Here is a 19444-nt window from a genome sequence, read left to right on the forward strand (position 1 = left end):
GAATAAAACACCCTCAAATTTTGCAGAAAAAAAACAACCAGCTGTTTACCAGCCGATTGTGATTACCTTCTATCTATTCGTCCATTTAATGAGTGGTATGTCGTTACTTTTTTTCGTTCTTCTTCTTTTCTCCGCTCTTCAAACTGTTTTTGACGATCGATTGTATCCAAATCAGACTGAATACCCTCACGGCAATTACGGCATAGGCGGCCTTCGCGAATGTTGTCTCCACATTTTTCACATGGGTAGCCTAAGTTTGGGAATTGGGATAAATTAATTCGTCCTTCGCGAATAAACTGAGTAATTAAATCTCTTTCTACGCCCGTTTTCGCATGGACTTCTTCTAATGGGGATTGTCGGTTTTCACGCTTACGTATGAACGTGTACACGGTCTCGAATTTCTCTTCTATTTCACGATGACACTTCGAACAAACTGGGCGAAATGCCTTTACAAAGAGTTCTCCACAATTCGGACAGTTTTGTAAATCAGCCATATGGACTCCTCCAATCGTCTCTTTTGCCTACTATTATATCGACAAAAATCGTCACCGCCAATATAAGAAGGTCAATTTCAAGAAAAGTATCTCCTTACTACCTAACTTTTAGGTTTATTTTTCCATTTTAGATGGGTCTATTTACGTTCACCTGTGCTTCTTGCGACTGTTACTGCAGAAACATGTTTTGCCCCTGCCTTGTAAAGGCAAGACGCAGCACTCCTCACTGTGGCACCTGTCGTATAAATGTCGTCGATTATAACTACCTTTTTTCCAGAAACCTTCGTTTCTCCGTTTATTTCAAAGGTACCACTTAATGCAGCTATTCTTTCCTCGCGTGAAGATTTACTTTGTTTTCGTTTCGGTTCGCCTACACGTCTCAATGTTTTTTGCACTGGCAACTCCATTGCAAGGAGTTCTGCCTGGTTAAAGCCCCGCTCCCACTCACGCCCCGCACTTAACGGAATCACTGTGACAAGATCAAACCGCCCCAGCGATTTAACCAGTGCTTTTATTTTTTCGGAAAACAACTTGGCAATCTCAGCATCCCCGCGATATTTAAAACGAGCAAGAACCTCCTGTAAAAATCCATTATATTCATATAGAGCTCGGTGTTGAAATGGATACTGATCCCATGGGGCAACGGTTTTCCAACGAATGCAGTCAGTGCAAATAGGAACCTCTTCGTTATGTAAGTGATTTTTTTGTTGATCGGGGTTAATCTCGATGTGCATGTTTTGTTGCGGAGGGCGTCCGCAAATCTCACAGCTGACCTTCGTTATTTTTTTGAGTTGTGCACTGCATCTTGGGCAAAGGGACGAACTTTCTTTTAATCCGAGCACCCATCGCCACTCGACAGGCTCGTGATAATACTCATGGCACCATAAACAACGTTCCGTTTCATGAATCCACTCAGCGAATCTCGACATCTATATTCCTCCCTTTTTGACTGGACATTTAATATCGATGGATTAAAGTTCCTATGCGCGTGGGGCACCGGTCTATGCGCGGGATCACACTTCTATGCGCGCAAAACACTGCTCTATGCGCAAAATCACAACTCCTATGCGCGCGAACCACTGCTCTATGCGCAAGATCACAACTCCTATGCGCAAGATCACAACTCCTATGCGCAGAATCACAACCCCTATGCGGAGAATCACACACCTTCTATGCGCACGAACCACTGCCTAGGTGCAGGATCACAATTTCTACGAGCGCGAACCATCTCTCTATGCGCAAAATCACAACTCCTATGCGCGCGAACCACTGCTCTATGCGCAAGATCACAACTCCTATGCGCGCGAACCACCGCTTTAAGAACAATTATTTATTCGGTAACGGGGGCTCCCTCTAATTCCTCCTCCCCCAATCGGTTCATTTCTTTAATATGCTCGACGGCTTTGATCATTTCCTTTGTTTTTCCATAGTGAAAGTAGACGACGTCGCCGTTCGGTTCATCTGGACTTCTTCCCACACGCCCTGCTATTTGGACGAGCGCTGACTCTGTAAAAATCGCTTCTTCTGCCCCTAGCACCGCGACTTGAACTCCTTTTACAGTGACACCTCGCTCTAATATCGTTGTCGTTACAAGAACCTGCGTTTTGCCGTCTCGAAACTTCATCACTTTTTGACGTCGGTCTTCATCTGCTGAATGTACCCCATCAACGTTGAAATCAACTGCTTCCTTTAAAACCTCAACGACTTCATTCATCACGTTGACACTCGGAACAAACAAAAACATTTGCTTTTTTGCCTCACCATGTTTTTTCACCCATGAAATGACCTGGCCAGGTAACTTCCCCGCACCTAGTTTTTTCTTCCAAGAACCAATCCACTGAAACGTCGGGACCGGTAACGGATGACGGTGATACCTTCTCGCTACTTTCGCTGTCTTTAGTCGTCCCGCTTCTGCGAATTTTTTCATTTTCGGATCTGGGGTTGCCGTAACATACACACATAAACTTTGAGGCTTTCGAGCGTGTCGGACCGCATACTTTAGTTTTTCATCGGCCGTATACGGAAAAGCATCAACTTCATCAATGATGACAAGATCAAATGCGTGATAAAAACGCAAAAGTTGATGCGTCGTGCTTATAACTAGCTCTCCTTGAGCAAAACGATCTTTCACTCCACCGTAAAAAGCGCGCACGTCCGTGTCTGGAAACGCCTCCTGAATACGTGGCTCCAATTCAAGGACAACATCCGTTCTCGGTGTCGCAATTAACACTCTCAGTCCTTTATTGAGTGCTAACTCAATGCCATGAAACAACATTTCCGTTTTCCCTGCTCCACAGACCGCCCACATCAAAAACTCGTCCGGCTCATTTTTTTCTGTTGCCCAGTACGATTTAATCGTTTCACATAACTCGTTTGAAGCCTTTTGTTGAAAAATTGAGAGTGTGCCCTCCCACTTCATTTTGTGGTGAGTGTCAGAAGATGGTGTGTTATGTGGAGTTTGCCATGTAAAAAGCGGCGTGCACGTCGTCACACGGCCCATCATGATACAACTTCGGCAATAATGACACGTCGTCTTGCAACGAAAGCAATTAAATTGTCCAAACATCGCCGGATCGCGATTGCCACATCGCTGGCATTGGTACGTTGAACCTTCTTTCACCACCCCAGGCTCATAGCGAACCCAGCCATTACGTACATGCTCGTAAACTTCAGCGAGTGAAAATGGGAGTTCGTCCAAAAGCAAGCGGCGACCATATAAATATTTGTGAAGATCTTCGTTAAAATGGGTGAATTCATAAGGTGGGGAAAAATAAAGTTGAGTCTCTTTAAAATTGGAGATCGGTTTCGGTTCTGAGAGTTGCGCGCGTATCGCGGTTTCTTTTGTTATCGGTCGAGGAGTTCGATGGTCGTGTTTATCAGGGAGTTGAGATTGTGTCACTGGGGACGAACTTGGCATCGGGGGATGGAGTTGATTTGATATTTCAAAGCCTCGAACATCCTTTATGAAAGGTTCCGGAATTAACCAAAGAGCATCATCCGTATTCTCATTGACATGGAGGAACTTCGGAAGTAAATGCTCCAACCCTATTAGGCGAAGTTGATGAAAGTCCTTCATCCCCACTGAATAAAACCGCATAAAAATACCTCCTAACAAAACAGTTATCGCCTTATATAATGAAATATATAATAAATATACAAACCCACTAATAAAGGTGCCTGGCACCTTAAAGAAAAGGCGGTTTCCGCATTCGATGCAGAAGACCGCCCTTTTTGTTACGTTTGTTTATGATTTTACCCAGCCGATCCCCATGCTTCCTTCTCCTAGGTGGGTACCGATGACTGGTCCAAAGTAGCTTACTGATACATTGGCGTGATCATACTTTTCACGAAGTTCTTCAGCTAGCTGCTCTGCTTTTTCAGGGCGGTTTGCGTGGATCACCGTAATATCGATTGGTGCGCGATCTTGTGCTGCATCATCGAGAAGACCGAGGATACGCTTCATCGCTTTTTTCTCGGTACGGACTTTTTCAAACGGGACAATCACTTTGTCTTCAAAGTGAAGAACCGGCTTGATTTGGAGTAAACTTCCAACAACAAGTTGTGCTCCGTTCAAACGGCCGCCACGGTGAAGGTGGCTTAAATCATCTGCCATAAAGTAAGCCTCCGTACTTTCTTTCATAATCTTTAATGTATCTAATATCTCTTCCGACGATTTGCCATCTTCTGCTAATTGCGCAGCTTTTAGTACATAGTAGCCTTGAATCATGCAACTAATTTCAGAGTCGAATATGTGTACTTTCACATCGTCCACCATTGCCGCAGCACTAACAGCTGTCTGGTAAGTGCCACTAATACCACTTGAAAGTGTAATAACAATGATTTCATCATGATTTTTCCCTAGCTCAGTAAACGTCTCTTCAAACAATCCAACTGCAGGTTGCGACGTCTTCGGTAGCTTTTCCGCATTTTTCATTTCTTCATAAAATTGCTCAGTTGTGATTTCCCACTCTTCTTTATATGCTTCTTCGCCAAAAATCACATTAAGCGGTACCATCGTGATGTTCTTATCATCTCGTATTTCTTTTGGTATGTAAGCTGTACTATCCGTAACTATTGCAATTTTACTCATATTTTTCACTTCTTCCATTTTTTTAATGATTGTACGATTAAAACTTGTACGTTAAAAACGATGGAAAACAAACAATTCATTTACCCTTATGCACGGCTACTATAACGTCAAATTTAATAGATTTCCTCATCCATTAATACTACCAAGAGTCGTACGGCCTTGTCCATACAAAACCGAAACTCCTTAAAACAAATTGGAATTCAATTACCAAGTGCCAGGCACATGGAAATAAAATTCCAGGTGCCTGGCACTTGGTAAAGATCTGGTATTTTATTACCTAATCCTTTGTCAAATTTTCTGTTGTCCAATCGCAATATTTATTGTATAATATTGCCAACTACTTTTTCCCCAGCGTTTTACTCACTCTTCAGTTTTTATTCCTACACTAGTAATAACGGAAAATCTTAGATCGAGGTGATGCGATGCCTAGAAGAAAAAGAATTTGGCTTCCTGACACGTTTTATCACGTCACAGACCGTGGGAACCAAAAGCAAACGTTGTTTTATGAGAAATCCGATTTTTTAACGTTTCAAAATGTCTTAGATTATGTCTACGAAAAATACCCATTCGAAGTCTGCGCCTATTGTTTCATGTCCAACCACTACCACTTTATTATAAAATCAACTGACGAACCCCTCTCAAAAATCATCGGCTTAATAAAAAAGCGTTATGCCGATTACTACAATAAGAAATACAATTTAACCGGACACGTCTTTGAAGATCGTTTCTTTGCTGATCCCCTTTCCTCCTATTACAACATTCAAAGAGCGAGTTACTACGTTCATTACAATCCAGTAAACGCCTATATGGTCAATTCCCCACTAAACTATGAATGGAGTAGCTTCAAATACTATTCATTAGATTGCCCAACTTCTGAAGAACCGCCACAATACCTTTCAACCGCTCCCATCTTATCCATTTTTCAGGGGAACACAACGAGCCAAAAAATCCAATACAACCAATGGTGCAAACAAGCCCACACCGACTATACAACCCGCCAAGTAAATGGGGATTCCATCCAGGTGCCTGGCACCTGGTAATAAGTTGTAATTTGTGCCGCAAGAAAATCATAATGAGGTGATGTTTAATGATTACATTAGAGAAGCTGAACAAGGAGAAGCACAATCCAAACAAAAAGCAGCAAGCTCCAAATGCCCACCACGCTGAACCTGCGAATATGTTGCAAAGACTGGTTGAAAAGGAATGTCTTCATCTTCAAGATAAACTTGTTGAAAAAACGCACAATGAATATCCTTTTGAATTATCAATTTATATGCAAGATATGATGTATATCGCTTCTGGTCTATTTGAAATTCCAACAAGTATTTCTAGCACCTCTCAGCTTTTATCAACATTTAGTTCTTTAATCAGTTCTTGGGTTGCCTTAAATGACGATCAAGTGACAGAATCCGGATCAATTTTCAACGAATTTTTTGAAGGAAAAAACGACACAATCGCACATGAACAAACGCGTTCATCCGTAAAAACTTGGCCTACGGTAAAGCCTTCCTTCTATAAAGTAGAAAACGTCTCTAGTCATTCCATTACCGTAACAGACTATTTCAGCAACGATACCTTTACCGTTTCAAACATATATGAAGAAAAAGTAACAGGAGGTGAAATGCTGTTAACGTTTCTACTTCCTGCCGGACAAAACTATATTTTTTATGACATTCCATTCCAATTCGACCGCGAAGACCTTGATGAGATTCTTGTACACATCGATCATTTTAAACTTTTTTACGAACAAAACACCGGTGATAGGTCGACCTCTATTCAATCTCTTTTCAACCAAGAATTCCCTAGTATCGCAACGGTTATTTTTCAGTTTTTCACCGATCGAATATATAACAACACCTATTATACTTGGACCGATCCGAAGGCAAACGAAGTGGCCAAGCTCATCGAAAACTACCAGGTAAACTACCGTGATCACCAAAACTATACGATTATCGAGAAAAACCTTTTCAAACTTTACTACGATGTAGCTACTCCCAACATCTCTACCCCGGAAGCATATGCCGCATCTGTCATTTACTTAGCGAATGAACGATTGCACTTTGAAGACAGCTCTTTAACGATCGAAAAGGTGAGTGAGCAATTAAACACAAACGCATTTGAAGTGAGTCACTTATGGAAAAAAGTCGAAACGACTCTCGGAGAAAATCTTGATGAATTAATTGAAGACTATCATGGAGAAATAGTGAGGCGTACAACCGTGCCGAAAGAGTTGAATGATGACTTCGGGAACCTCATTCAATATGGTGTCGATCCCCTCTCTATCAATCCATCTTCAGAGAAGGAACAATTTGCTCTCGAAGAAAGGCTTAAAAACGATAATGGAAAACTAATCTATTCCGAAGAACTGATTTGGGAACCTAAAACAGATGAGGAAGTAGCAGTAAACACCATTTTTGACGTTATGGATTCCTCAAAAGAAGAAAAAATAAAAGCGATCGTAGAAGCACTTAAACTCGATCCAACTTGTATATATGCTTACACGCTCGCAGCAGAAATTGCTCCGACCGATCGAACATCAAAGGCATGTCTTGAAAAAGCATTAAAACTTGCTGAAGATCTCATCTCTCAACGCTCACACAATGAATATGACGATGAAATTTCCTTTTTTCAAAAGATAATAAAACCATATTTACGTGCAAAAGTTGGTTTAGCACGCATTTATTCGAAAGAAGGAGATGTAACAAAGGCACTTCAATTATATAAAGAGGTTATTTCATATAAAGATAGCGAAAACGAATACGATCCAATAAATGCTCACTATGAATACATCACCCTGTTAATAAATTGTGGAAAATATAAAGAAGCGCTTCGAACAATTCGTACCACGAGCTTTCGCTTAACTGCCCCACTTTTATATAATCAAGCGCTCATTGAATACCTTACCAACGGTAACAGCCGCTATTTAAAAACACTCCTCTTAAAAGCCATCGATGAAAACCCTTATGTGTATGACGAACTTACTCTATACGATCAATTAACAAACAATCATTTTACACACGTCGACGTTGGGAAAAAAAATGAAGCTCAATATTATGCACAATCGATCGGTGAAAAGTGGATAAGTTCCCCGAAACTACTAAAGATATTAAAAGAACTCCACACTCAATAACAATCCAAAAAATCCACTAAGTACCAAGTACCTAGTGGATTACAACTTTATTCAAGAAGAATTTATTCCTTTTTTACTTCTTTCCAAGGTGTACCTAAATACGGTAATGCCCAGCGGTCAACACCATACCAACCTGCTACTTTCCAAGCTAAAATAAGTAATACTGCAATCATAAACATCACAGGGTTCGTACTAATCGTTCCAGCAAGTAAAAAAGAGATATTCATAACTGCTCCAAAAAACGCTGCAATCCCTGTTAAAAATCCGACGATAAGTCCGAGACCGACGAGAACTTCGCCCCATGCGACCATATAAGCAAATGGTGTCGCATTAGGAATGACGACATTTTCAAGAAACCAAGCATACCAAGCTGCGACATCTCCTTCACCAGCACGTGCTAATGCTCCTCCCATATAACCTTCAATTGCAGCACCAGCATTTGCTCCAGTCCAACCTTCTTCACCAACTTTTCCCCATCCAGCTGTTAACCAAGAATAACCTAGATAAAGTCGTAATATTAACCATATCCACGCTGAACGAGTATTCGTAAACAAAAACCGAGACAATGGATTTTCTCCAACAATCACTTCTTTACCAAACGTCCCACGTTTAACTTCAACCATTTAGACACCTCCATGTCATATTCTACTTTTACTATTCCATTCTTGTATATTTTTAAACAAGGGATAGCTCAGTTTGACACTGCACACTAATGAATCCATTAAAAAACACTCAGCTTTTAAACTGAGTGTTTATGATAGAAAAGAGCTCAAACCTTTTAGTAAAGTTATTTGAACCAATAATAAGCATTCATTAATAATGATGACCACAACATTCAGTATAGAACCTGATTTTATTACATCATCAGTATACACATTTGAGTGTTCAATTAGGATAAAAGAGTAGGAGGATCACTGCCCTCCCCTCACATTTGATACAGAACCAAAGTTTGTGAATACAGCCAAATAAAAAAAAGACCAACAATTGTTGGCCTTAATCACTTAGTTATGTATTTTATGGTGCGGGTGGAGGGAGTCGAACCCCCACGCCCGAAGGCACTAGATCCTAAGTCTAGCGCGTCTGCCAATTCCGCCACACCCGCATAAAAATGGTGAGCCATGAAGGACTCGAACCTTCGACCCTCTGATTAAAAGTCAGATGCTCTACCAACTGAGCTAATGGCTCGCAGTAATTGCGATGATGATATTTCATGAAGCTTACGGACGATGTAACGCTTCGTCCTCGTACCTGTTTCTTCCTCTGCTAGCTTGTCCTTCGATGCTTGATGCGTCGAAACAACTCGCAGCGGTTTCGTGATGTAAACGCACGTAACTGAGCTAATGGCTCGCAGCAATATCAATGATGATATTTCATGAAGCTTACGGTCGATGTAATGCTTCGTAGTAAAAATAAATGGTGCTGGCCAGAGGACTTGAACCCCCAACCTACTGATTACAAGTCAGTTGCTCTACCAATTGAGCTAGGCCAGCATAAAATGGTGGAGGATGGCGGGCTCGAACCACCGACCCCTTGCTTGTAAGGCAAGTGCTCTCCCAACTGAGCTAATCCTCCATTTGTTTGAAATAAGCAGTGAATCTCTTCGTCAGATGCGCTCACTCACATCCTCACGTATGTGTTATACGCTCCAATGCTCATCCCCTTACTTCCTCGACCTTCTTGCTTCTTCCAAACAAAACAATATTAAAATTACTGATTAGAAGAATGGTGACCCATAGGGGATTCGAACCCCTGTTACCGCCGTGAAAGGGCGGTGTCTTAACCACTTGACCAATGGGCCTATATATAATTGATTAGCAGAAGTAATTCCTACTATTAAACTACGAACTTGTTAAACAAAAATGGTGACCCGTAGGGGATTCGAACCCCTGTTACCGCCGTGAAAGGGCGGTGTCTTAACCACTTGACCAACGGGCCACAATATGGCTCCACAGGTAGGACTCGAACCTACGACCGATCGGTTAACAGCCGATTGCTCTACCACTGAGCTACTGTGGAATGGTGGGCCTGAGTGGACTCGAACCACCGACCTCACGCTTATCAGGCGTGCGCTCTAACCAGCTGAGCTACAGGCCCATTTTAAAAAAATGGAGCGGGTGATGAGAATCGAACTCACGACATCAGCTTGGAAGGCTGAGGTTTTACCACTAAACTACACCCGCGTATGATTTTTGTTAAGACTTCAATTGCTTACCACGCTCTACCATGTCTCTTCCTCTACTAGCTAAGCTATCGTAGCTGTTTCCGTCGAGACAACTCGTAGATATTTCGACGATGTTGTTGCTCGTGGCTGAGGTTTTACCACTAAACTACACCCGCATATAAACCTATTAAGGTTACTAATTTTATCCTTGTACATATTTCAAATGGTCGGGAAGACAGGATTTGAACCTGCGACCCCTTGGTCCCAAACCAAGTGCTCTGCCAAGCTGAGCTACTTCCCGTTCTATGGCGCGCCCGAGAGGAGTCGAACCCCTAACCTTTTGATCCGTAGTCAAACGCTCTATCCAATTGAGCTACGGGCGCCAATGATTTTTACTACGCAAAAATCATTAGAATTTATAAATGGTGCCGAGGGCCGGACTTGAACCGGCACGATAGTCACCTACCGCAGGATTTTAAGTCCTGTGTGTCTGCCAATTCCACCACCCCGGCATGAGGTATAAAGGACTAATTTTAAAGTTTTGGAGGCGGCACCCGGATTCGAACCGGGGAATCAGGGTTTTGCAGACCCATGCCTTACCACTTGGCTATGCCGCCAAGTTCAAAATTTTTATGGAGCGGAAGACGAGATTCGAACTCGCGACCCCCACCTTGGCAAGGTGGTGTTCTACCACTGAACTACTTCCGCATAAATGGCAGGGCTAGCAGGATTCGAACCTGCGAATCACGGAATCAAAATCCGATGCCTTACCGCTTGGCTATAGCCCTTTAATATATGATATGGGGCGGCTGATGGGAATCGAACCCACGAATGCCGGAACCACAATCCGGTGCGTTAACCACTTCGCCACAACCGCCACAAAATTAAAAAATTGGCAGGGGTAGTAGGAATCGAACCCACATCAAAGGTTTTGGAGACCTTCGTTTTACCATTAAACTATACCCCTATAAAATGGTGGAGGGGGAGAGATTCGAACTCCCGAACCCTGAGGGAGCGGATTTACAGTCCGCCGCGTTTAGCCACTTCGCTACCCCTCCACGTTTTTGGATAAGCCGCAATTGTTTTCGTCAGCTAATTATGATTCCATTTTTCCCATGAACTAAAGTGCATTCATACGTTGTTTCACTTGCTTTCTTACCTTCTTGATTCTAGACAATAATCCAAATTATTATACTACGAATCTTTTAATAGTTTAATATAAATTTAATGGCGGTCCCGACGGGAATCGAACCCGCGATCTCCTGCGTGACAGGCAGGCATGTTAACCGCTACACCACGGGACCAGGTAAATATATGGCGGAGGAGGAGGGATTCGAACCCCCGCGGGCCGTGAAGCCCCTGTCGGTTTTCAAGACCGATCCCTTCAGCCGGACTTGGGTACTCCTCCGTATAATATTGGTAGCGGCGGAGGGAGTCGAACCCACGACCTCACGGGTATGAACCGTACGCTCTAGCCAGCTGAGCTACACCGCCACAATATAAAAACAAAGATAATGATAAAAATCAATTGGTGGAGCCTAGCGGGATCGAACCGCTGACCTCCTGCGTGCAAAGCAGGCGCTCTCCCATCTGAGCTAAGGCCCCAAAAATGTCACAAAGTTAATGGGACTAACTATGTTAGCCCCATTCCCTCGCCTGGCAGCGTCCTACTCTCACAGGGGGAGAGCCCCCAACTACCATCGGCGCTGAAGAGCTTAACTTCCGTGTTCGGCATGGGTACGGGTGTGACCTCTTCGCTATCGCCACCAGACTTTTTATTCCTTCAAAACTAGATAACATTTGACTGACGACCTTCGGTCTGAAGGTTAATGTAATACTTTGGTTAAGCCCTCGATCGATTAGTATCTCTCAGCTCCACGTGTTGCCACGCTTCCACATGAGACCTATCAACCTCATCATCTCTGAGGGATCTTACTCACTTGACGTGATGGGAAATCTCATCTTGAGGGGGGCTTCATGCTTAGATGCTTTCAGCACTTATCCCGTCCACACGTAGCTACCCAGCTATGCTCTTGGCAGAACAACTGGTACACCAGCGGTGTGTCCATCCCGGTCCTCTCGTACTAAGGACAGCTCCTCTCAAATTTCCTACGCCCGCGACGGATAGGGACCGAACTGTCTCACGACGTTCTGAACCCAGCTCGCGTACCGCTTTAATGGGCGAACAGCCCAACCCTTGGGACCTACTTCAGCCCCAGGATGCGATGAGCCGACATCGAGGTGCCAAACCTCCCCGTCGATGTGGACTCTTGGGAGAGATTAGCCTGTTATCCCCAGGGTAGCTTTTATCCGTTGAGCGACGGCCCTTCCATACGGTGCCGCCGGATCACTAAGCCCGACTTTCGTCCCTGCTCGACCTGTATGTCTCGCAGTCAAGCTCCCTTATGCCTTTGCACTCTGCGAATGATTTCCAACCATTCTGAGGGAACCTTTGGGCGCCTCCGTTACTTTTTAGGAGGCGACCGCCCCAGTCAAACTGCCCACCTGACACTGTCCCTGAACCGGATCACGGTCCGAGGTTAGAATTCCAGTACAGCCAGGGTAGTATCCCACCGACGCCTCCACCGAAGCTAGCGCTCCGGCTTCCAAGGCTCCTACCTATCCTGTACAAGCTGTACCAAAATCCAATATCAAGCTACAGTAAAGCTCCATGGGGTCTTTCCGTCCTGTCGCGGGTAACCTGCATCTTCACAGGTAATATAATTTCACCGGGTCTCTCGTTGAGACAGTGCCCAAATCGTTGCACCTTTCGTGCGGGTCGGAACTTACCCGACAAGGAATTTCGCTACCTTAGGACCGTTATAGTTACGGCCGCCGTTTACTGGGGCTTCAATTCAGAGCTTCTCCCTAATGGGATAACCCCTCCTCTTAACCTTCCAGCACCGGGCAGGTGTCAGCCCCTATACTTCGCCTTGCGGCTTGGCAGAGACCTGTGTTTTTGATAAACAGTCGTTTGGGCCTATTCACTGCGGCTCTCTCGGGCGTAAACCCTAATAGAGCACCCCTTCTCCCGAAGTTACGGGGTCATTTTGCCGAGTTCCTTAACGAGAGTTCTCCCGCGCGTCTTAGAATTCTCTTCCCGCCTACCTGTGTCGGTTTGCGGTACGGGCACCAGTCACCTCGCTAGAGGCTTTTCTAGGCAGTGTAGGATCAGGAACTTCGCTACTAAAATTTCGCTCGCCATCACAGCTCAGCCTTACGGTAAGCGGATTTACCTACTTACCAGCCTAACTGCTTGGACACGGACATCCAATGCCGTGCTTACCCTACCTTCCTGCGTCCCCCCATTGCTCAAATGGTGACGTGGTGGTACAGGAATTTCAACCTGTTTTCCATCGCCTACGCCTTTCGGCCTCGGCTTAGGTCCCGACTAACCCTGAGCGGACGAGCCTTCCTCAGGAAACCTTAGGCTTTCGACGGAGGGGATTCTCACCCCTCTTTTCGCTACTCATACCGGCATTCTCACTTCCAAGCGCTCCACCCATCCTCTCGGTTGAGCTTCAACGCCCTTGGAACGCTCCCCTACCACTGTCCGTAAGGACAATCCATAGCTTCGGTGATACGTTTAGCCCCGGTACATTTTCGGCGCAGAGTCACTCGACCAGTGAGCTATTACGCACTCTTTCAATGGTGGCTGCTTCTAAGCCAACATCCTGGTTGTCTAAGCAACTCCACATCCTTTTCCACTTAACGTATACTTGGGGACCTTAGCTGATGGTCTGGGCTGTTTCCCTCTTGACTACGGATCTTAGCACTCGCAGTCTGACTCCCGAGGATAAGTATTTGGCATTCGGAGTTTGACTGAATTCGGTAATCCTGTGGGGACCCCTAGTCCAATCAGTGCTCTACCTCCAATACTCTTCCCTCGAGGCTAGCCCTAAAGCTATTTCGGGGAGAACCAGCTATTTCCGAGTTCGATTGGCATTTCACCCCTACCCACACCTCATCCCCTCACTTTTCAACGTGAGTGGGTTCGGGCCTCCATCCAGTGTTACCTGGACTTCACCCTGGACATGGGTAGATCACACGGTTTCGGGTCTACAACCACGTACTCATTCGCCCTATTCAGACTCGCTTTCGCTGCGGCTCCGTCTCTTCAACTTAACCTTGCACGTAATCGTAACTCGCCGGTTCATTCTACAAAAGGCACGCCGTCACCCATTAACGGGCTCCGACTACTTGTAGGCACACGGTTTCAAGATCTCTTTCACTCCCCTCCCGGGGTGCTTTTCACCTTTCCCTCACGGTACTGGTTCACTATCGGTCACTAGGGAGTATTTAGCCTTGGGAGATGGTCCTCCCAGATTCCGACGGGGTTTCACGTGTCCCGCCGTACTCAGGATCCACTCCGGAGGAAACGAAGTTTCGACTACAGGGCTTTTACCTTGTCCCGCGGACCTTTCCAGGTCGCTTCATCTACTCCGTTTCTTTGTAACTCCGTATGGAGTGTCCTACAACCCCAAGAGGCAAGCCTCTTGGTTTGGGCTAGTTCCGTTTCGCTCGCCGCTACTCAGGAAATCGCATTTGCTTTCTCTTCCTCTGGGTACTAAGATGTTTCAGTTCCCCAGGTCTGCCTTCTCATACCCTATGTATTCAGGTATGGATACCACCTCATTACAGGTGGTGGGTTCCCCCATTCGGAAATCTCCGGATCAAAGCTTACTTACAGCTCCCCGGAGCATATCGGTGTTCGTCCCGTCCTTCTTCGGCTCCTAGTGCCAAGGCATTCGCCGTGCGCCCTTTCTAGCTTAACCACTTTGCGGCAGATAACCATCGGATTTCTGCGTCAGCTGCGATCTTCGAGATCCTCACGTACATGTTGTACGCTGTGGCCTCTCATCACTTGCTTCCTTGAACTCCTCGGTTCTCTTTGCAAACCAATATCATAATTGGTTTTACCACGTATGGCGTCATATTAACCTTCTAAGACACTCGGTTGTACTCTGTCGAATCCATTACTGAATTCGTTTCAAACAACCGGTGAAGATCAATCAGTCTATATCTGTTATCTAGTTTTCAAAGAACAACGACGCACAGGATGTGCTAGCTTCGGCGTTATCGCAGGACGCGATGTCTTTAGCCGAAGTTCCTTAAAATCCTTACGTCTTGAGAGATAAAAAATAACCTCTCAAAACTAAACAAAAAGCGCAAACGATCGATAAAGTAATGAGCTAATAGCTCCTTAGAAAGGAGGTGATCCATCCCCACCTTCCGGTAGGGATACCTTGTTACGACTTCACCCCAATCACCTGTCCCACCTTCGGCGGCTGGCTCCAAAAGGTTACCGCACCGACTTCGGGTGTTACAAGCTCTCGTGGTGTGACGGGCGGTGTGTACAAGGCCCGGGAACGTATTCACCGCGGCATGCTGATCCGCGATTACTAGCAATTCCGGCTTCATGCAGGCGAGTTGCAGCCTGCAATCCGAACTGAGAATGGCTTTATGGGATTCGCTCAACCTCGCGGTCTCGCTGCCCTTTGTACCATCCATTGTAGCACGTGTGTAGCCCAGGTCATAAGGGGCATGATGATTTGACGTCATCCCCACCTTCCTCCGGTTTGTCACCGGCAGTCACCTTAGAGTGCCCAACTAAATGCTGGCAACTAAGGTCAAGGGTTGCGCTCGTTGCGGGACTTAACCCAACATCTCACGACACGAGCTGACGACAACCATGCACCACCTGTCACTCTGTCCCCCGAAGGGGAAAGCCCTATCTCTAGGGTTGTCAGAGGATGTCAAGACCTGGTAAGGTTCTTCGCGTTGCTTCGAATTAAACCACATGCTCCACTGCTTGTGCGGGCCCCCGTCAATTCCTTTGAGTTTCAGCCTTGCGGCCGTACTCCCCAGGCGGAGTGCTTAATGTGTTAACTTCGGCACTAAGGGCATCGAAACCCCTAACACCTAGCACTCAACGTTTACGGCGTGGACTACCAGGGTATCTAATCCTGTTTGCTCCCCACGCTTTCGCGCCTCAGCGTCAGTTGTAGGCCAGAAAGTCGCCTTCGCCACTGGTGTTCCTCCACATATCTACGCATTTCACCGCTACACGTGGAATTCCACTTTCCTCTCCTACACTCAAGTCCCCCAGTTTCCAATGACCCTCCACGGTTGAGCCGTGGGCTTTCACATCAGACTTAAGAGACCGCCTGCGCGCGCTTTACGCCCAATAATTCCGGACAACGCTTGCCCCCTACGTATTACCGCGGCTGCTGGCACGTAGTTAGCCGGGGCTTTCTGGTTAGGTACCGTCAAGGTGCCGCCCTATTCGAACGGCACTTGTTCTTCCCTAACAACAGAGCTTTACAATCCGAAGACCGTCATCACTCACGCGGCGTTGCACCGTCAGGCTTTCGCCCATTGCGGATGATTCCCTACTGCTGCCTCCCGTAGGAGTCTGGACCGTGTCTCAGTTCCAGTGTGGCCGATCACCCTCTCAGGTCGGCTACGCATCGTCGCCTTGGTGAGCTCTTACCTCACCAACTAGCTAATGCGCCGCGGGCCCATCTTACAGTGTTAGGATAAATCCCAACTTTTACAACAGAGTCATGCGACTCTATTGGTCATCTGGTATTAGCCCCGGTTTCCCGGAGTTATCCCAGTCTGTAAGGCAGGTTGCCCACGTGTTACTCACCCGTCCGCCGCTGACCTCATAAAAGTAAACTTTTAATTGGCCCGCTCGACTTGCATGTATTAGGCACGCCGCCAGCGTTCGTCCTGAGCCAGGATCAAACTCTCCAATAAAGTGAGTTTGATGTCTCTGACATCATTTAAAAATTTCATTGACGGGATATTTTCATATCCCATTTCGCTTGGCTTTTTGTTTAGTTTTCAAGGAACATTTCGTTGTTGTCTGTTTTAGCGACAAGAATTATTGTATCACTATAATCAATTCTGCGCAACAACTTTTTAAAAGTTTTTTTGTCGACTTCAGAAGATTGTGTTTCACTTCGTTAGCGACAAAATTTATTATAACGCCTTATCTCTTTAAATGCAACACCTTTTTTTCAAAAAAAAGATGAAATCATTTACCTTATCGAAAAGGAACAAGTTTGTTTCCTTAACGACAAGAACAATCATATCATAACGTAAAATTCTACGCAACTATTTTTGTGATATAATTTATTCTTTTTATCCCGATGTGATACGGAGTGACAATCAGCTTCTGACTGAATTATCTACAACACTTCAATCACGTGGGATTTATTAATTTAGCACAGAACCCTCTAAATGACAAGTGGCATTTTAGGTACGGAAAGACCAAATAATCATTATCTACATTTTATATTAGACGATCACTACTCGCATATATAATAGAAGAAACTAAATTTACGGGGTACTATTTATTTTTAGAATTCACTACTCCTTAAGGGTCTTCCCGCTATCGTATAGCGCTTATATAATGTATTCCAATAAGAAAATCTCTAAATACACGATTATCTGTACTTAGAGATCTCTTAAGGTGTTTTTACTTAGTTTCTTCTATATAATATTAATTCACTTTTACCCAGCCGTTTTTAATTGCGTCAACAACTGCTTGAGTTCGGTCATTCATATTCATTTTTTGCAAAATGTTACTTACATGGTTTTTCACTGTTTTTTCGCTAATATATAACGTCTCGCCAATCGAACGATTACTTTTACCGTCTGTCATCAGTTGTAACACTTCACACTCACGACGAGTTAGTAAATGTAGAGGTCTACGGTATTCTACTTCACGGAAACCGACTTCTGTTTCTGGTTTATCATCATTAGCAAGACGACGATATTCAGAGATGAGGTTATGCGTTACTTTCGGGTGAATATAAGCTCCACCTTCACCTACAACTTTCACTGCTTCTAGCAGCGCTTCTGTATCCATCTCTTTCAACAAGTAACCAGAAGCTCCTGTTTTTAAAACGTGTGTCACGTATGCCTCATCGTCATGAATAGAGAGAATCAGTACTTTTACATTCGGAAATGTTTCAACTAAGGTTTTTGTTGCTTCGACTCCATTCACATTCGGCATATTAATATCCATTAAAACGACATCAGGCTGGTGTTCACGAACAAGGTCAAGGACCTCATCGCCGTCACTACCTTCTGCAACGACTTCAATGTTTTTCTCTAAAGACAGTATTCGTTTTACGCCTTCACGAAACAATTGGTGGTCATCAATTAATACGATTTTGATTTGATTCTCTACTTCACTCATGTTTTCTCCTCCTCCAGGATAGCGTTCCTGAAAAATTCAGCTCGACTTAAGGGGTATTTACCCTTTCATTTTACCAGAACATTCATTCGATTCGTCCATAAGTCAAATCGCTTTTTTCTTCTGGGTCTTTCGTACTACTCGTTGCTCGTTATTGGGATTTGAACAATGATTAAGGTCCCTCGGTTAGGTTTTGAATCAATACTCATTTGCCCATCTAACATATTCACTCGCTCTTTCATTCCAATTAACCCAAACGAACCTTCTTTTTTCACCGAAGGATCAAACCCTTTCCCGTCGTCTTTAATAATAACGATCGCATGAGATGGTTTCAGTTCTACTTTGACAAGTAACTCTGTTGGGTTTGCATGTTTATGAGCATTTTGTGCAGCTTCTTGCACAAAGCGAAAGAGAGCTACTTCCATTTCTGAAGGCAACCTTCTTTCTTTGCCCATATTTTTAAAGGAGATGTTTAAGCCTGTATGTTCAGCAAAGTTCGTTAAATACTTTCTAAGTGTTGGAATAAGACCTAAATCATCAAGCGCCATCGGACGCAGGTCGTATATGATACGACGGACTTCAGCGAGTGAATCTTTCACCATTTTTCTCAAGTCTGAAATCTCTTGTAACGCTGCGTTTATTCCTTTTTCATCATAAATTTTTTCTACAAGCTCAGACCGAAGCATGACGTTCGCCATCATTTGTGCTGGACCATCATGTATTTCTCTAGATAACCGCTTACGCTCTTCTTCTTGTGCCTGGATAATTTTTAGTCCTAGCTTTTGCATTTCAACGGCATCTGCAACCATTTCAGAAACTTGCTTTAAGTCACCCGTTAAATAATGCATGACAACATTGATTTGGTTTACAAGTGCCTCTGAACGTTCAACCGTATCCTTTAATTTCATGAGTCGCCGTTCAATTTGATCTCTGCGCTGACGAAGCTGCGTTTCTTCTTGCGATAGAACCGCTAATTGTACTTGGTAATCATTTGCTTGCTCGTAGGCTTCGCGTACTTCTTTATCAGAGTACTTACTGAAGTTTTTGCTTACTTCAGCAAGGCGGTTACGGGCAAAACGAGAGTGGAGCTCCATCCTCTCCAGCTTATCAATCACTTCAACTACTTTTGATTGCACTTGCTGGAGTTCACTTTTTAGTTGATCATATTCTAAACGGGACTCTTCTCCAATTTCGAAAATTTGCTCTTTACTAGAGTCAACGGTCTCTATCATTTTTTCTACAATGGTTTCTAAAGTTTTATCCATGTTATTTAGAATCCCCGCTTTTGATTTCGATAATCGTTTTTTCTCACTTGAGCCCTACTCCTATTGACCCTCCACACCATATGAATCGTTCAATC

9 protein-coding genes, 22 tRNA genes and 3 rRNA genes are annotated in these 19444 nt (G+C 44.5%); 2 read left to right on the forward strand and 32 right to left on the reverse strand.

Features of this window, described 5'->3' with window-relative positions; genetic code table 11:
* Positions 1 to 62: 62 nt before the first annotated feature.
* The 4 genes from LGQ02_RS18100 to LGQ02_RS18115 form a co-directional block, all read right to left on the reverse strand.
* Positions 63 to 494 carry a TIGR03826 family flagellar region protein gene (locus tag LGQ02_RS18100; RefSeq protein WP_226515705.1) on the reverse strand — a complete coding sequence of 144 codons (432 nt, stop codon included), beginning with the start codon at positions 492 to 494 and terminating at the stop codon, positions 63 to 65.
* 137 nt (positions 495 to 631) lie between these two features.
* Positions 632 to 1423 carry a ComF family protein gene (locus LGQ02_RS18105; RefSeq protein ID WP_226515706.1) on the reverse strand — a complete coding sequence of 264 codons (792 nt, stop codon included), beginning with the start codon at positions 1421 to 1423 and terminating at the stop codon, positions 632 to 634.
* Between the two features lie 401 nt (positions 1424 to 1824).
* On the reverse strand, positions 1825 to 3591 hold the full coding sequence (locus tag LGQ02_RS18110) for an ATP-dependent helicase ComFA (RefSeq protein ID WP_319003491.1): 1767 nt from the start codon (positions 3589 to 3591) through the stop codon (positions 1825 to 1827).
* A 147-nt stretch (positions 3592 to 3738) separates the two neighbouring features.
* The gene (locus tag LGQ02_RS18115; RefSeq protein ID WP_226515707.1) at positions 3739 to 4584 is read right to left on the reverse strand and encodes a DegV family protein; all 846 of its coding nucleotides are present in this window, start codon (positions 4582 to 4584) and stop codon (positions 3739 to 3741) included.
* Between the two features lie 422 nt (positions 4585 to 5006).
* Between LGQ02_RS18115 and LGQ02_RS18120 the strand changes: the two genes are divergently transcribed.
* Positions 5007 to 5624 (forward strand): transposase, encoded by a 618-nt coding sequence (locus LGQ02_RS18120; protein ID WP_226515708.1) that lies wholly within the window; start codon positions 5007 to 5009, stop codon positions 5622 to 5624.
* A 47-nt stretch (positions 5625 to 5671) separates the two neighbouring features.
* Positions 5672 to 7714, forward strand: a complete 2043-nt coding sequence (locus tag LGQ02_RS18125; protein WP_226515709.1) for a tetratricopeptide repeat protein — start codon at positions 5672 to 5674, stop codon at positions 7712 to 7714.
* Between the two features lie 62 nt (positions 7715 to 7776).
* Here the strand turns inward: LGQ02_RS18125 and LGQ02_RS18130 are convergent, their stop codons facing one another.
* From LGQ02_RS18130 to LGQ02_RS18265, 28 genes are all read right to left on the reverse strand, one after another.
* On the reverse strand, positions 7777 to 8337 hold the full coding sequence (locus LGQ02_RS18130; protein ID WP_226515710.1) for a DoxX family protein: 561 nt from the start codon (positions 8335 to 8337) through the stop codon (positions 7777 to 7779).
* Positions 8338 to 8731: 394 nt separating this feature from the next.
* Positions 8732 to 8816, reverse strand: a tRNA-Leu gene (locus LGQ02_RS18135).
* Between the two features lie 7 nt (positions 8817 to 8823).
* Positions 8824 to 8899: transfer RNA gene (locus LGQ02_RS18140), tRNA-Lys, on the reverse strand.
* Positions 8900 to 9128: 229 nt separating this feature from the next.
* Positions 9129 to 9204, reverse strand: a tRNA-Thr gene (locus LGQ02_RS18145).
* A 6-nt stretch (positions 9205 to 9210) separates the two neighbouring features.
* A tRNA-Val gene (locus LGQ02_RS18150) sits at positions 9211 to 9286 on the reverse strand.
* A gap of 151 nt (positions 9287 to 9437) precedes the next feature.
* Positions 9438 to 9512, reverse strand: a tRNA-Glu gene (locus LGQ02_RS18155).
* 62 nt (positions 9513 to 9574) lie between these two features.
* A tRNA-Glu gene (locus LGQ02_RS18160) sits at positions 9575 to 9649 on the reverse strand.
* Between the two features lie 6 nt (positions 9650 to 9655).
* Positions 9656 to 9730: transfer RNA gene (locus LGQ02_RS18165), tRNA-Asn, on the reverse strand.
* A 1-nt stretch (position 9731) separates the two neighbouring features.
* A tRNA-Ile gene (locus tag LGQ02_RS18170) sits at positions 9732 to 9808 on the reverse strand.
* Between the two features lie 12 nt (positions 9809 to 9820).
* Positions 9821 to 9894: transfer RNA gene (locus LGQ02_RS18175), tRNA-Gly, on the reverse strand.
* Between the two features lie 205 nt (positions 9895 to 10099).
* Positions 10100 to 10176, reverse strand: a tRNA-Pro gene (locus tag LGQ02_RS18180).
* 5 nt (positions 10177 to 10181) lie between these two features.
* Positions 10182 to 10258 (reverse strand) — tRNA-Arg (locus tag LGQ02_RS18185).
* Between the two features lie 40 nt (positions 10259 to 10298).
* Positions 10299 to 10387: transfer RNA gene (locus tag LGQ02_RS18190), tRNA-Leu, on the reverse strand.
* 30 nt (positions 10388 to 10417) lie between these two features.
* Positions 10418 to 10492 (reverse strand) — tRNA-Cys (locus LGQ02_RS18195).
* A 16-nt stretch (positions 10493 to 10508) separates the two neighbouring features.
* Positions 10509 to 10583 (reverse strand) — tRNA-Gly (locus LGQ02_RS18200).
* A 5-nt stretch (positions 10584 to 10588) separates the two neighbouring features.
* Positions 10589 to 10663 (reverse strand) — tRNA-Gln (locus tag LGQ02_RS18205).
* A gap of 13 nt (positions 10664 to 10676) precedes the next feature.
* A tRNA-His gene (locus LGQ02_RS18210) sits at positions 10677 to 10752 on the reverse strand.
* 16 nt (positions 10753 to 10768) lie between these two features.
* Positions 10769 to 10842, reverse strand: a tRNA-Trp gene (locus LGQ02_RS18215).
* 6 nt (positions 10843 to 10848) lie between these two features.
* Positions 10849 to 10933 (reverse strand) — tRNA-Tyr (locus tag LGQ02_RS18220).
* 170 nt (positions 10934 to 11103) lie between these two features.
* Positions 11104 to 11179 (reverse strand) — tRNA-Asp (locus tag LGQ02_RS18225).
* An 11-nt stretch (positions 11180 to 11190) separates the two neighbouring features.
* Positions 11191 to 11283: transfer RNA gene (locus LGQ02_RS18230), tRNA-Ser, on the reverse strand.
* 9 nt (positions 11284 to 11292) lie between these two features.
* Positions 11293 to 11369 (reverse strand) — tRNA-Met (locus LGQ02_RS18235).
* Positions 11370 to 11404: 35 nt separating this feature from the next.
* Positions 11405 to 11480, reverse strand: a tRNA-Ala gene (locus LGQ02_RS18240).
* Positions 11481 to 11529: 49 nt separating this feature from the next.
* A 5S ribosomal RNA gene (gene rrf / locus LGQ02_RS18245) occupies positions 11530 to 11646 on the reverse strand.
* Between the two features lie 68 nt (positions 11647 to 11714).
* Positions 11715 to 14650 (reverse strand): 23S ribosomal RNA (locus LGQ02_RS18250).
* A 432-nt stretch (positions 14651 to 15082) separates the two neighbouring features.
* Positions 15083 to 16637 (reverse strand): 16S ribosomal RNA (locus LGQ02_RS18255).
* The 16S, 23S and 5S rRNA genes sit together here with 22 tRNA genes alongside, the layout of an rRNA operon.
* A 748-nt stretch (positions 16638 to 17385) precedes the next feature.
* A complete protein-coding gene (locus LGQ02_RS18260) occupies positions 17386 to 18087 on the reverse strand; it encodes a response regulator transcription factor (RefSeq protein ID WP_226515711.1) in 702 nt (233 codons plus the stop codon).
* 134 nt (positions 18088 to 18221) lie between these two features.
* Positions 18222 to 19349 carry a sensor histidine kinase gene (locus LGQ02_RS18265; protein ID WP_226515712.1) on the reverse strand — a complete coding sequence of 376 codons (1128 nt, stop codon included), beginning with the start codon at positions 19347 to 19349 and terminating at the stop codon, positions 18222 to 18224.
* Between the last annotated feature and the right edge of the window lie 95 nt (positions 19350 to 19444).

The sequence above is a fragment of the Bacillus shivajii genome, assembly GCF_020519665.1.
Classification (GTDB): domain Bacteria; phylum Bacillota; class Bacilli; order Bacillales; family Salisediminibacteriaceae; genus Bacillus_CA; species Bacillus_CA shivajii.